At 35.3% G+C, this 15,232-nt stretch carries 7 protein-coding genes; all 7 read right to left on the bottom strand.

The window, feature by feature from the left end:
• Positions 1–69 precede the first annotated feature (69 nt).
• The 7 genes from FDM27_RS03540 to FDM27_RS03510 all read right to left on the bottom strand — a co-directional run bounded on the left by FDM27_RS03540 (position 70) and on the right by FDM27_RS03510 (position 15,232).
• Entirely contained in the window at positions 70–2,007 is a 1,938-nt protein-coding gene (locus tag FDM27_RS03540; RefSeq protein WP_140485194.1) for a family 43 glycosylhydrolase, read from the bottom strand.
• On the bottom strand, positions 2,007–3,374 hold the full coding sequence (locus FDM27_RS03535) for a glycoside hydrolase family 27 protein (RefSeq protein ID WP_140485193.1): 1,368 nt from the start codon (positions 3,372–3,374) through the stop codon (positions 2,007–2,009). The genes FDM27_RS03540 and FDM27_RS03535 overlap by 1 nt, the downstream gene beginning before the upstream one ends.
• Before the next feature lie 348 nt (positions 3,375–3,722).
• Positions 3,723–6,158, bottom strand: coding sequence for a sugar-binding domain-containing protein (locus FDM27_RS03530; RefSeq protein WP_140485192.1), 2,436 nt, complete (start codon positions 6,156–6,158; stop codon positions 3,723–3,725).
• 171 nt (positions 6,159–6,329) lie between these two features.
• Positions 6,330–7,958 carry a glycoside hydrolase gene (locus tag FDM27_RS03525; RefSeq protein ID WP_140485191.1) on the bottom strand — a complete coding sequence of 543 codons (1,629 nt, stop codon included), beginning with the start codon at positions 7,956–7,958 and terminating at the stop codon, positions 6,330–6,332.
• A 124-nt stretch (positions 7,959–8,082) separates the two neighbouring features.
• The gene (locus FDM27_RS03520) at positions 8,083–10,893 is read right to left on the bottom strand and encodes a glycoside hydrolase family 2 protein (RefSeq protein WP_255510456.1); all 2,811 of its coding nucleotides are present in this window, start codon (positions 10,891–10,893) and stop codon (positions 8,083–8,085) included.
• A 161-nt stretch (positions 10,894–11,054) separates the two neighbouring features.
• On the bottom strand, positions 11,055–13,475 hold the full coding sequence (locus FDM27_RS03515) for a sugar-binding domain-containing protein (protein ID WP_140485190.1): 2,421 nt from the start codon (positions 13,473–13,475) through the stop codon (positions 11,055–11,057).
• 116 nt (positions 13,476–13,591) lie between these two features.
• On the bottom strand, positions 13,592–15,232 hold the full coding sequence (locus FDM27_RS03510) for a glycoside hydrolase (RefSeq protein WP_140485189.1): 1,641 nt from the start codon (positions 15,230–15,232) through the stop codon (positions 13,592–13,594).

The following is a 15,232-nucleotide window of genomic DNA, read 5'->3' as shown; positions in this document are numbered from 1 at the left end:
GAATTATATAAAAAAAGGAAAGCAACTTTATTAAATAGTGCTTTCCTTTTTTAAGGCAAAATTTATTCTTTAATTCTTCTTCACAGGATTAATTCCTGCATGAGTAGGAACAACTTGCTTAATCGTTCCGTCAGCATTGAATTCGAGTTTATCGATGGCCACTTCACGATGAAAACCGGCTGCATCGCCCATATTGATTCCGGTAGGGTACGAAAAACGGTGATATACAATATACCATTCGTCTTTTTTAGGAACTTTCACTACCGAATTATGTCCTGTTGCATAAATTCCTTGTTCTTTGTTTCCCTGGATGACAATATTATCTTTTGGCATTACAATTGGTCCAAGTGGCGAATCTGAAATACCATATCTCACTTTATAATTTGGACTTCTGGTGTCGTCTTCACTCCACATAAAGTAATATTTATCATTTCGATAAAATACATAAGTTCCTTCGCGGTAACTATCATTTACGGCAATTACCTTGGTAGTTCCTGGTTTTAAAGAAACCATATCAGGATTTAACTCAGCCACTCCCATATACATATTTCCCCAATACAAATAACTTTTACCCGTTTTTGGATCAGTAAAAACGTCCGGATCAATTTCCTGCCCGTCTTTTATGCCTTCAGGTCGGGTAGCTACAATTGGTTTTCCGCAATCTTTAAATGGACCTGTAGGATTGTCTGAAACCGCTACTCCTACTTTTTGCGCTCCAGTGTAATAATAAAAATACTTATATTTTCCTTTTATTTTTTTCTCCACGATACAAGGTGCCCAGGCATTTCTTCCCGCCCAAGGGACATCTTTTTTAAGATCTAAAATGACTCCTTCCGGTTTCCAGTCTACTAGATTATCCGATGAAAAAGCTTTAAAATAATAACCACCCCATCCATCAAATCCATCACTGGTTGGGTAGATATAATATTTTCCCGTTTTCTCAGCATACAAAACTTCAGGATCAGCATGATAGCCTTCAAGAACAGGATTATTATTAATTTGTGGATAAGCTGCTGGTTTTCCCCATTTGGCAATCAAAGCTTTCAATTCAGAGCGTGTAATAGGTAAAATCGTTCCGTGACGCGGATGAAAATCCATTGAAATTTCGTTGTCAATTACCGTGAAATGTTCTAAATCTTTTGTTTTAGTAAACTGATATTTTCCTTTCATGTAGACATCATACATCAAGATATATTCGTCAGAATGATTTAATTTGAATACACTGGAACCTTCAACACCTTCTTTAGTTTGTTGCAAATAATTATCATTTTCTGTCCAGTTTCCAGATGTCAAATCAGTTGTTGTAGCCACTTTAATTCCCGGAGTATTGGTTTCGGTTTTATAAAAAAGATGGTAAACGCCGTCTTTTTCGATAATATCACCATCAATACAAGCATTTTTAGCCTTTGGAACAAACAACACTTTTGGCTCAGATTCCAAGGCTGTAAAATCCTTATTAGCATAAGCATAATAAATAATATCAGGACCTCCGGCATGTTGCATGCTATAATAAATCATGTATTTACCCGCTTTTGCATCATAGATAGTTTGTGGTGCCCAAACTCTTTTTAAATTTTCATTTCCGGGAAAAGTCTTTTGGATATTGACTACGTTGCTTTTCCAATTTACCAAATCGGTACTTTTTAATAATACCATTGCACGATTAGAATCCCAACCTTTAGAAGAAGTCATATCAGTCAACACCATGTAAAATGTTTTACCATCGTCACCTCTTAAAATATGCGGATCACGAACACCGCCTGTAGAACTGATTATTTTACTATCTAAAATAGGTTTGTTATCATTAAGATGGTAATAATGATAACCATCAGCACTAATAGCATAACGCACCGCTTCCTCTTCAACACTATTCCCTGTGAAATAAACAAACAGGTAAGATGTTAAATCTTTTTCGGCAATAACAGGCGGAACACCGTTTTTATTTTGAGCTTTTGAAAAACTAGTTAATAGTAAAAACAAAAGCAAACTGAATTGTAATTTGAGCATTATTTTTTGGCTTTTAATTTATAAAGAACAGAACTATGAGCCGCTAACGAAGCGGAAATTTCATTAGAAACTGAACCTGTTTTTTTTCCTGTCCATAGATTAGTAACATCGGCATTTTTAATTCCTAAATCAGATAAAGAAACAGTAACATTTTCAGTCTTTTTATCTGAAAGATTAAACAATGCTAAATAAATACTTCCGTCTTTTGGATTTTTTGAAGTCACTGCCACTTTCCCGTCTTTTTGAAAAAGTTGCTTTACATCAGTACTTTCACGGTGCATTTTTAGGACTTCTTTATTGGTTAATAATGATAAAGTAAAAGCATCATTACTTGGCATATCTCCTCCAAAAAACAATGGCGATTTAAAAATATTAAAGAAGGTCATCAATGTATATTGTTCGTCTTTGGTTAATCGGGACATTCTATCTTCGCCACGTTCTCCTCTTAACGAAATTCTTCCTAAAGGAATCATATCGCAATCAGGCCAGGTACCAGGTGCAATATGTGGGTACCATTTTTGAGCCACATCCATCAAATGGGTAACATGTGGCCAGGTATCCCAAACATCATCCACCATACGCCACATATTAGCATGAGAACCCACGTGAGCAGCTGCTGAAATTGGTGTTTCTCCAGGTGAAGTACTTAAAACTATTTTGCGACCACATTTGTCAATTGCTTTTCTAATCAAATTGATTTCTGCTTCGTGATACGGTCTTGACAAATCATCGATTTTGATAAAATCTACTCCCCATTGAGCGTACAATTCGAATAAAGAATCATAATATTCCTGTGCTCCCGGTTTATCTGCAAGAATAGTATAATTGTCTTTCAACCATTCGCATTGTAAGGCTGTAGTATAAATTTGGTCAGCGGTAATTCCGTTAGCACCTTTAATTGGTAACTTTTCTTGTACTGCTTTTTTAGGAATTCCACGCATAATGTGGATTCCAAATTTCAATCCTTTACTATGAATATAATCAGATAAAGGTTTAAATCCCTGTCCGTCTTTTGCTGATGGAAATCTATTCAATGCTGGTAAATATCTTCCGTATTGATCCATTACATAACGTGGGTCTTTCTGGTTGTAGCCTCCTGCTTTATCATTTTCAACAAACCATCTGATGTCTACTACAATATATTCCCAACCTGATTTTTTTAGGTTTTTAACCATATAATCCGCATTGGCTTTTACCTCATGCTCCTCCACTGTCGAGCCATAACAATCCCAACTGTTCCATCCCATTGGAGGGGTTTGAGCCCATTGTTTAAATTCATCTTTTTTAAAAACTGTTTTCTGGGCATTGGTAGCAACCGATACCAATACAACTACTAGTGCCAGAGCAATTTTATTCTTTATTCTCATTTTTTGGTTTTTATATGTGTTAATATTACACTTCAAATATAATAAACATTTTTATCATAAGAAATAAGCTATCTGCTAAAAAACAAACAGCTTATTCTGTAGAAATATTTTATTTTATGACTGTCCGCTAAGCGGACTAAATAAAGAAATAGGCCACAGACCTGTCTACCGACAGGCAGGTGACACTGATTGAACAGATAAAAACGGATTTTTCATAGTTCTTTATAAATTAAAATCTGCGATAATCTTTTAAAATCAGTTTCATCTTTGTGCCATCTCAATAATTTGGTATAAGTAACGGATAGTAATACTTTATTTTAAAAACGTAAATTACTGTATAAAAGCGTGTTATTTTACATTAATAGTAACTTCTACTGATTTTAACCATGGGCTGGAAAACTGAACTTTAACAGGTTCATTTGTTCCATTTGCCTGAATATAAGCTAAAATATGTCCGTGAAAAACACGGTGTACATTATCAGTATAATCAGTCATATCCGAATTATTTCCAGCTTCTAAGCCTAATAAACTCGCTGAACCACTTAGAATTTTACAAGTAATTTCATTATCAGAAATCATTACCGGAACTCCGTTTTCATCAACTATTTGCAACATGATTTCGGCTACACCTCTGTCTTTATTGACAACTGCATCAGCACTTTTCACAACAATAGCATGAGGTTGTTTTGAAGAAGTAATAGCATAACGGCTCACTTCTTTATCATTTTTATCCAATCCTACAGCTTCCAGTTTTCCTGATTGAAACGGAATATCCCAAGAAATAATTCCAACTTCCGAATCGTAGTTTTTCACTTCGCCAACAATTTTTCCATCTAATTCAAGTCGCGCTTTAGCAGCATTGGTATAACAAACCACTTTTACTTTTTGACCATCATTGTAATTCCACAATGGCCAAGCATCCATTGACAGGTCTTTTTTGTTTGGATTATTCGAAAGATAAGTTCCAATGTAAATCATTGGTGTATCTGACCAAAGTGATTGACGGAAATAACCTCTAGGTTTAATTTGTCCTGCAAAATCAACCAATCCCGAATAGAATCCTCTTGACGGCCATCTTCCTGATTCTCCTAGATAATCAATTCCTGTCCATAAAAATTGTCCAAAAATATGTTCGTTGTTTTTTACCGCTAACCAGGCATCATAATCATGACGGTTTTCGCTACCAAAAATTACACGTTTAGGGTATTTTTTATGATCTGATTGGTATTTACTTTCGGTATAATTGTATCCTGTAATATCCAAAGCTCCCGGATATTCTGTTTCATTAGACATCGCTACTCCGGCTAAACCAGCAGTTGTAGGACGAGACTTGTCGTATTTTTTTACTGCAGCAACCAATCGTTTTGCAATTGCTCCCAAACGCATCGCATCCGGAGCATCTTTTTTATAACCTCCGTAAGCGGCTTGTGAGAATCCTGTATCTCCTCCTCCAGCTAATACCGGGTGAGAATATGGATCATTAGGATAATCTACTTCGTTACCAATACTCCAGGCAAAAACAGAAAGATGATTTCTATCACGACGCACAAAATCTTCCAAATCTTTTTCGGCCCAATCAGCAAAAATATCAAAAGAACCTTCAAATCCTGGTGTTCCCTGATTCCATCCTTCTAACCATTTGCGTTTTGGGAACTCCCATTCGTCATAAGCTTCGTTTAGAACCAATAAACCTAATTGGTCGCAAAGTTCATAAAAATCTGGTGCCTGAGGATTATGACTGGTACGTATTGCATTTACTCCAATTTCCTTTAAGGTTTTCAATCTTCCTTCTAATACCTCGCGAGGAACCGCCGAACCTAATACTCCCGCATCATGGTGCAAACAAACCCCTTTTATTTTCATCCATTTGCCGTTTAAAGCAAAACCTTTATTGGCATCAAAAGTAAAATTGCGGAAACCTGTTTGAGTCACCGAATGATCCACTACTTGTCCGTCTTTTAACACGGTAGTTTTTAGTTGGTACAAATTTGGATGCGCTAAATCCCATAATTTAGGATTATTCACTTTTATTTTTGTCGCTATTTTTCCTGATTGATTAGCAGCAATTGCTACATTATTAGTACTCTTTGCAACTGTTTTTCCATCATTGGAAATCAATTCGTTAACAACAGTTAAATTGGTATTTCCAGCAGAAGCATTTTCTACATCCACTTCAACATTCAAAGTTCCTGTATTTTTACTTACTTCAGGATAAGCATAAACACCCCATTGTGCAATATGCACCGGATTAGCATAAACTACCCAAACATTACGGTAAATCCCTGAACCAGTGTACCAACGTGAATCGGCACTTTTACTGTGATCCACACGAACAGCAATCGTATTTTTTTCTCCATATTTAATGTACGGAGTAGCATCATAAGCAAAAGAAAGATAGCCATTAGGACGTTTCCCTAAAGACTTTCCATTAACAAAAACTTCGCTTCTGTTGTACACCCCTTCAAAATACAAATATACTTTTTGACCTTTCTTTGCTGAAGGAACATCCATTGATTTTCTGTACCATGCAATTCCTCCGGGTAAAAATCCTGTAGCACTCGCTAAGGTTGGACTCAATTGTCCTTTGATACTCCAATCATGAGGAAGTGCAATATTTTGCCATTTACCATCATCAAAACTTGAATTCTGAAAGTCTTTATTGTCCTGCAGAATAAATTTCCATTGTTCATTAATTTTTTGAGAATCCCCAAATCCTATTTGGCTAAAAGCGGCTCCATAAGAAAAAGCGAGAATTGCTAGAAAAGTTTTTTTTGTTGTTAACATAAATTATATTTTTAATAAAATAAGTGCGCTATATCATTATGGTTTTCTATAAATACAGCTTATAGAAGCAAAGAAATGATTAAATAACTATAATAAAGAGGGACAAATTCGCAAATAATGAGGGTAAATTTATCAAAAGTTAATTTTTTTATTCTTTATACGACAAAAACCCTATTTATAAATACCTACATAAGTAACTACAGCTCTTGCCGGAATTTCAAAACTAGCCGCTGTTACATCAGTACCTTTTTTCAAACTCATGGTTTCTGAAGTAGTATAAGGAGTCAATGCTTTTTTTATCAATACGCTTCCAGAAAGATTCAACTTATACCTTTTCATCGAATCGTTATTGTTGACGGCCACAATTACTACTTTTTTATTAGCTACATCTTTGTAAGCAGTCAGCAATATACCATCTTCAACTTTTTGATTTTCGATTTGTAAACGAATCATTCCGGGACGTACAAAACGAGAATAATTACCAAAAGCCCATAATAATTTTGAATCATGATAGAATCCATCATTTTTACAATAACCGTCAATCATACTTCCGTTGTTTGTTCCATCGTCCAGATAAATTAATCCATCCTTGAAATCAGCCCTACTGAGAGCCGTCCACCATTGCCATGAAGAAGCATTGGCAACAGCAATATCGTTATGAATAATTTGTGCAGCAAAAAGTGCCGTTTTCATTCCAAGATCTCTTTGATGACCAGAGCTACCCGGAATTACATCTTCACCAAGTTGTTCCAGAATACTATATTCCGTTTGCCAATATTTTAAGTTCTCAATTTGTTTTAAACGAGAACTTAATTTCTCACGATAACTTATTTGGTCTTTTACTGGCCAAATCGAAAAATAACTGTGTCCTGTAATTACTTTTTTCACATGAGGCAATTGTGAAATATTGGTTGAAGATGAACCAAAAAACGTATTTATTTGATCGTCTCTACTTTCGTCATTTACATTTTCATACAAATAATTTATTATAGCTGCTTCCCCCAGAACAATCTCTGTTTTCAGTGATTTTGATTGTATTCGTTCTGATAAAAGTTTTGTAAAATTAAACATTTCCTGATTGGTTGCAGGAGTTCCTTCCTGGCTTGCCAGCCCGTTTTCCCCAGCCATCCAATCCCATTGCGGTTCGTTTATTGGACTTAAATAATCAAAAGTAATTCCTTCATTGCGCTGTAAATTATCAATAGTTTCTACCAAAAAGTCGGCATAATTAGGAAGCATTCCCTTTTTGATATTCATATTAACTTTTTGTGGCGAAAACGCTTTTCCATTTAATGTCATTTGTACCGGCGGACTAATGGTGAAAGCCAGAAATTTTTCAACTCCGCGACTTTTAGCTGCCTGTAAAAACCATCTTTGTCCCGCTTGCTTTGTCCAGTCATAACTTCCATCTGGATTTTGAAAGCATTCGCTTCTACGCCATTCATCAGCAATACCGCTATTTAATCCTTGTTCCGTACTTCCCGCACCTAAATAAAATCTCCAAACAGACAAGCCAATTCCTTTAGGATTCCCTTCTTTATCAACCTCTTTACTAAAAAGTAAATCGGCAATCGCATTTCTTTTTTCTAAAGGCCAATTTTTACCAACCATCTGACACCTCCAGGCATCTGATGCTCCAAAACCATCCATAGTTTGTAACTCCTGATTCAAATCAATTTTAATTTCGGCAATATTCGAAAGTGTTGGTTCTGATTTCGAATTCATTTTTGATGAACAAGATGCAATCAATAACAAACCTGTAAAAACTGTACTTGCTGAAATTATTTTTAATATTCTCATAAATAATGCTTAACTGTTTTTCAAAAAAAACAGCGATGTTTATTACAAAACAAACCTATTACAATAATTTACTGCAAATAGGTTTGTTGTTGTTGTTGTTGTTTTTGTGATTTTGTTATTTACTCTAATAAATACTTGTAGCTCCTTCTTTAGCTTTTTCTTTTTCTTCTTTTAAAATCAATTTTAAAGCATCTGGATTTTTAATAGTATCCGGATTAAATGAAGAACTATTCATATAATCTAGTATCGAAATCAACATCTGTTTTGCAACAGGACGTTTTTCTAAATCCGTACTTAAATCAAAGGATGCAATCATCAATTTTCCAGTTCCTACACTTCCTTCAAAAAGCGAAGCTAACTTGCGGTTGTTAGCAAAATTATCAACCATTTCTACAATAGGATTTCCTCCTACAACACTATCCATGATAAGTGTTGTAGAGTTTACGTTCAGATCCCACCATTGCCAATCGGTATTCATATCTGTTGGGAAATGATCCAAAGCTTTATGCGAAGGATTACACAGCACTCCCATAGTCCCGGCCTGTTTTGGAAAATGAACCGGACTCCAAAATACAGGAACAAATTTCCCTTCGATACCTTTAATTTTTTTCCAATCCGGATTCAATAATACTTTCTTTCCGGCATTAAGCAATTTATACGCTTCATCAAGATTTCTGGTATAAACTACTTTTCCATAATCAATAGTCTGTTTCTGCGGATAAACCCAAATATTCCATTGGTTTTTATAACTTGTTCCCTTTAAATTTACTTTAACGGTCAATTTTGATGCCTTTGTAATTTTCTGAAGACTTTCGTTTAAATCTAAAACTTTATGATTGTAACCAATAGCGATAGTAGCTTTAGTATTTCCCGAAGCAATTAGTGTATTTCCATCAGAAATACTCCATTCAATTTCCTGATTATTCAAATTACTTTCAGCATAATTACTTATATCTAATGAAGCTGTAAAAGATTCATTATTAGTATAAGTTGCTTTAGCAAAACGCATAAGTGGCACTACAGGAGCTGAAAACGCTCTAAATTCTTCTGCCGAAATCAAACCTTTGCTGTCCCAAAAAGCATCCAGCAAACCTACTAAAGCCGTTCCTTGTCCCGGAAAATCATGTAAATCTAATAATTGAAAACCACTAATTCCTGCTGTTTTTAAGGCTCTCTCTATTTCTTCTTTATAAAGTATTACAGCTAATTTACCGGAAGCCTGAGTATAATCAGCGGCTTTATTGATTAATCCTTTTCGTTCTAAATCTTCTTTTACCGATTTAAAATTAATAGGATCTAAGACTCCTGTATATTTCGAAATTTCATCTATTTTAGGATAAACGGCATATTGTCCAATTTCATGTGTAACCAATGGCACCGTCATTCCTTCAACCGAAGCTACATAATCTTTGTTAAAATTTGGTGATTCACTATTAAAAACACCCTGACCACGCACCCATCCTTGTTTAGTCCATTGGGTAATAAAGAAATCATCTTCCGGTTCCGGCCATTTTCCATGTCCATTTTCGAAAGTAAAAGAAGTTGTGGTGTACAAATGTCTAGCATCCTGAGCTTTTAAACTGTTCATTAATTTTGTTAAAACAGTCATATCTCCCTGAAGTTCATTACCCATTGACCACATACAAAAAGAAGGATGATTACCATATTCATCAATCATTCGCTGTGCTTCGGCATATAAAAAATCAGTTGTTTTTTGATCTTCTCCAATTTTAAGAACCCAAACCGGCAATTCAACCTGCAAATAAAATCCCATTTCATCTGCTACTTCAAAAGCAGCCTGAGGCGGACACCAGGAATGAAAACGCAGGTGATTCAATCCCCAGTTTTTAGCTGTTCCAAATACTTTTCTCCATCCTTCTTTGTCCATTGGCGCATAGCCAGTAAGCGGAAAAATATCACATTCTAATGTTCCTCTTAAAAATACAGGACGATTATTTATTGTAAGTACCGATCCTTTTTTAGAAAAACTGCGCATTCCAAAATCGGCTGAAATAGTTGATGTATTTTTAGCTGCGTTTAATTCGGCTTTCAATTCATACAGCTCAGGTGAAAATTCACTCCAAAGCTTTACGTCCTTGCCCATATTATAATCTACTTCAATAACAGATTGTCCCATTTTGACCTGGATATCCTTTTGAAGTGTTGCTACCGGAATATTGCTTTTTTTATTTACCGCAGTAATTTTTAATATTCCCTTAGCAATTTTATTGGTATTGTTATTCAATGCCAATTTTACTTGTGCAGTTCCGCTACTAATTTCAGGTTTAATCTGAAGATTACTAATTCGAACGGCATCAAATGCTTCAATTTCCATTTTGCCAATAACACCATTCCAAATAATTTGTGTATGATTAGTATAAGCATGTGCCATGTTATCTACACTAATATCAAATAGTTTACGGTTGTCAATACGAATAGTTATACGATGTGTTTTACCGGCAATAAGATATTTACTAAGATCAAAATAATGTGGGGCAATAAGGCTATTTTGTTCCGTTCCCAGTTCTTTTCCATCAATCCAAACATTAGTTTTCCATAAAACACGCTCCAGTTTTAATAGCATTTCTTTACCTTTCCAATTTTTAGGAATTGTAATTTCACGGCTGTACCAGGCAGCTCCCAAATAACTGTTTTTACGGGTTAAATGGCTCATTTGTGGCTTTTCTATACTTGGTTTTAGTTTATTAGGTACTCCAAGACCTGCATCATCTGTAGTTCCCGGTAATTTCATTGACTGCTTAAAAGCCGTATTTTGCCAGCCGTTTTTAAGTCCAATATCGGTACTGTCTAAGGCAACTGTCCAGTCGCCATCAATATTTATTACCTTCTTATCTCCGGAATTCCATGAGGAGAGAAAGAACAGCAGAAAAACTGATGTTACTATATATTTGATTTGCATGCTGTTGTTTTTCATTATTAACATTTCTTTTGTGCATTAGATAATTAGTAAGGAACAATCTTGATTACTATCTCATTATTGTTTTAGAGAAAGCTATCCGTTTCATCGTAGAAACAATCAGCCTGCCTGAAAACCACTAACAGACAGGTTGATTGAGAAACTAACCTAATTAACACTTATTTTACATTGATAATCATTTCAACTGGTTTTAACCACTGACTTGTAAATGTCACTTTTATGGGTTGCGCTTCGCCAGTAGCCTGAATATAAGCAGCTATCTGACCATGAAATACTCTATGTACATTATCTGTATAATCAGTCATGTCGCTATTGTTTCCAGCTTCCAAGCCTAATAAAACTCCAGGCCCACTGATAGTGCATGTCACTTCATTATCTGACAACATTACTTGTAATCCTTTTTCATCTTTTAACTGAACCATTATTTTTGCCACACCTTTATCTTTAGCAATCGTGATGTTTTTATCAGCAATTGTTAATTCAACAGGTTGTTCAGTAGATGTAATTGCATATCGGCTTACTTCTTTGTTGTCATTACTTAAACCAATTGCTTCTAATTTTCCTGAAGTAAATGGAATATCCCAGTAAATAATTCCTGTTTTTTCATCGTAAGATTTAGTATCACCTACTACTTTTCCGTTTAATTCCAAACGAGCTTTAGCAGCATTGGTATAACAAACCACACGAATTGTTGCTCCGGAATTATAATTCCAAATTGGCCACGCATCTTTAGAAACTTCTTTTTCATCTTTTAATGGATAAGTACCAATGTAAGTCATCGGTTTATCGGACCACAATGACTGACGAAAATACCCTCTGGGTTTGATAATTCCTGCAAAATCAACCAATCCTGAGTAAAAACCTCTTGAAGGCCAGCTTCCTGATTCTCCTAAATAATCGATACCAGTCCAGAGAAATTGCCCAAAAATATGCTTGTTATTTTTTACAGCTAACCAAGGTTCCATATCGTGAACATTTTCACTACCAAAAATGACTCTGTTTGGATATTTCTTATGATCAGATAAGTATTTACTTTCGGTATAATTATATCCCGTAATATCTAAAGCTCCCGGATATTCAGTTTCATTAGACATGGCTACTCCTGCTAATCCTGCTGTAGTTGGACGGGATTTATCGTATTTCTTAACTGCTGCAACCAAACGTTTTGCAATGGCACCTAAGCGCATGGCATCTGGTGCGTCTTTTTTGTAACCGCCGTAAGCTGCCTGTCCAAATCCGTCTTTTCCTTTATCCAAAACCGGATGTGAATAGGGATCATTTGGATAATCTACTTCGTTACCAATACTCCATCCAAAAACAGATAAATGATTTCTGTCACGACGAACAAAATCTTCCAGATCTTTTTCGGCCCAATCAGCAAAAATATCAAAGCTTCCTTGAAATTCCGGTGTGCCTACATTCCAGCCTGTCATCCACTTGCGTTTAGGAAACTCCCATTCGTCATAAGCTTCATTTAAGACTAACAATCCTAATTCGTCACACAATTCATAAAAATCAGGTGCCTGCGGATTATGGCTGGTGCGTATAGCATTTACACCTATTTCTTTCAATGTTTTTAATCTTGATTCCCAAACTTCACGAGGAACTGCTGAACCTAAAACACCTGCGTCATGATGCAAGCAAACCCCCTTCATTTTCATCCATTTATCATTTAATGCAAAACCATTATTAGCATCAAATGTAAATTTTCTAAAACCTGTTTTTGTAAACGTTTGGTCTATTTCCTTACCATCTTTAAAAACAGTTGTTTTCAGTTGGTATAAATTTGGATTATCTAAATCCCATAATTTTGGATTTTTAACTTGCAATTTGGTTGCAATTTTACCGTTTGTATTGGCTGTAACCTCAATCTTATTAGAAGTTTTTGCAACAGATTTTCCTTCTTTCGAAATCAATTCGTTAACTACAGTAAGAGTAGATTTTGATGCAGAACCATTTTCAACCTCAACTTCTACATTTAAAGTTCCTGTTCCTTTTTTCACTTCCGGATAAGCATAAACGCCCCACTGTGCAATATGCACCGGATTAGCATACACTACCCAAACATCTCTATAAATACCTGAACCTGAATACCATCTCGAATCGGCACTTTGACTGTGATCCACACGAACAGCAATTGTGTTTTCTGCTCCAAATTTCACATAAGCAGTTGCATCATAAGCAAAAGAAATATAGCCGTTAGGACGTTTTCCTAAAGAATGTCCGTTAATAAAAACTTCGCTTCTGTTGTAAACACCTTCAAAATACAAATAAACTTTTTCGCCACTTTTACTTTGTGGAATATTGATTGATTTTCTATACCAGGCAATTCCCCCGGGAAGATAACCGGTACAACTAGCCAATGTTGGGCTTAATTGTCCTTTTACACTCCAGTCATGCGGTACATTTACCTTCTGCCAATTACTATCGTCAAATGCTGTGTTTTTAGCATCCGAAATATCCTGAAGATTAAACTTCCAGTTATCATTTATTTTCTTCGAATCACCAAATGACAGCTGACTGAAAGCAGACCAACATGACAAGAAAAAAACAGCTACTAAGATTTTTTTTGTAAACACTATTCTATTTTTTTATTTATGAATTATAAATAAGAGTTTACTGTTTTTACACAGCAAACTCTTATCAATAAAAATGAGAGTTATTAATTCTCATTTTTTAATTTTTATTAAATTTCTTAATTGTAAGTTCCTACATAGGTTACAATAGATTTAGCCGGAATATCAAAAGCAGTTGCATCAACAGCTGCTCCTTTTTTCAAACTCATTGTTTCAGAAGTAATATAAGGTGTGAATTTATTATCAACTAAAGCACCACCTGCAAGATTTAATTTGTATGTTTTTGCCGAAGCAGAAACATTAACCGCTACAATAATCAGTTTTTTTGCTACTTCATCTTTGTAGGCTGTTAGCATTACATTAGTAGTTGCAGCAGCATTATCTATATTAGGTATTTGAACTCTTTGCATACCCGGCTTTATAAAGAAAGAGAAGTTCCCTAAAGCCCAAAGAATTTTAGTTTCTCTTATATTACCATCATATTTACAATAATTAGCATCACCAGCACCATTTGATAATCCGTCATCAACATGAAGTAATCCGTCTTTGTAATCACCACGACTTATAGCCGTCCACCATTGCCATGAAGTAACTCCTCCAATGGAAATATCAGTACTGATAATACGGGCAACCCAAAGTGCGGTTCTAATTCCTAAATCTCTACCTGGGCCTGCTCCACCCGGAAGTTCTGATGTTCCCGGATTTTCAAGAATACAATATTCAGAAGCCCAAACACTCAATCCCGGAACTGTTGCTGCTCTGGTTGCAACTGATTGTCTTGATGTAATTAATTCTCTCAATGGCCAAGCTTGCCAATAACTATGTCCAGAAATTGTTTTCTTTACATTGCTTAATCCTGCAATGTTTTTAGCCGAATTAACTCCAAAGAAATAATCAATCTGGTTAGAACGATTTTCTTTTCCACTTACCGTTTTATACAACGGTTCGAAAGCACCAGCTTCACCTACAACAATTTTCGAATTCAATCCTTTTGCCTGTAATTTTGGAGACAAAATATTCACAAAACTATAAATATTGGCATTTGTAGCCGGAGAACCTTCCTGACTTGAACCATCCCATTCGTACTGTGGTTCATTAAACGGACTTAAATAATCAATTGTTAAATCGTGTTCTGTCTTTAGTTTATCAATAGCATTAACCCAAAAATCAGCTAATTCAGGCATTTTACCATCTTTTAGATTGTAAAAAGTGTTAATACTTGCGTGTGCTTTTCCGTTTTGGGTCAAATAAACAGGAGCACTATTGGTAAAAGCCAACAACTTATCAACTCCACGTTGTTTTGCCGCTTTCATAAACCATACCTGACCTGCTTGCTTATTCATATTATAGCTTACACCGTCAGTAGTAAAACACTCACTGCGTCTCCACTCATCAGTAATACCACTTGCTTCTCCTTGTTCAGCACTTCCTGCTCCAAGGTTGAAACGCCATAATGACAAACCAATTCCTTTAGGATTTCCATCGCTATCCAGTTCTTTACTGAACAACAAATCAGCCATTTTATTTTTTTTATCAAGAGGCCAGTTTTTCCCAATATTGTTAGACTGCCAAGCATCAGAAGCTCCAAAACTTTCCATAGTTTGAAGATTCATATCGAGATTAATTTTCAACTCTGTTGTAGTTTCAACTCCGGTTTCTGAATCTTTAGTATCATCAGATGAACAGCTAACAAAGGCTGAATTAATGGAAAGTAAACCTACTAACAGTAGGCTTACTTTATATTTTTTTAATAAATTCAT

Origin of the sequence: Flavobacterium sp. GSA192 (assembly GCF_006386525.1) — a bacterium.
Classification (GTDB): Bacteria; Bacteroidota; Bacteroidia; order Flavobacteriales; family Flavobacteriaceae; genus Flavobacterium; species Flavobacterium commune.
The sequence above is the reverse complement of the archived record's forward strand: the minus strand, read 5'-3'. Positions and strand labels throughout refer to the sequence as shown.

Coding starts and splice junctions, on each gene's coding strand:
- FDM27_RS03540 (WP_140485194.1), bottom strand. CDS start 2,007: ATGCTCAAATTACAATTCAGTTTGCTTTTGTTTTTACTATTAACTAGT.
- FDM27_RS03535 (WP_140485193.1), bottom strand. CDS start 3,374: ATGAGAATAAAGAATAAAATTGCTCTGGCACTAGTAGTTGTATTGGTA.
- FDM27_RS03530 (WP_140485192.1), bottom strand. CDS start 6,158: ATGTTAACAACAAAAAAAACTTTTCTAGCAATTCTCGCTTTTTCTTAT.
- FDM27_RS03525 (WP_140485191.1), bottom strand. CDS start 7,958: ATGAGAATATTAAAAATAATTTCAGCAAGTACAGTTTTTACAGGTTTG.
- FDM27_RS03520 (WP_255510456.1), bottom strand. CDS start 10,893: ATGAAAAACAACAGCATGCAAATCAAATATATAGTAACATCAGTTTTT.
- FDM27_RS03510 (WP_140485189.1), bottom strand. CDS start 15,232: ATGAATTTATTAAAAAAATATAAAGTAAGCCTACTGTTAGTAGGTTTA.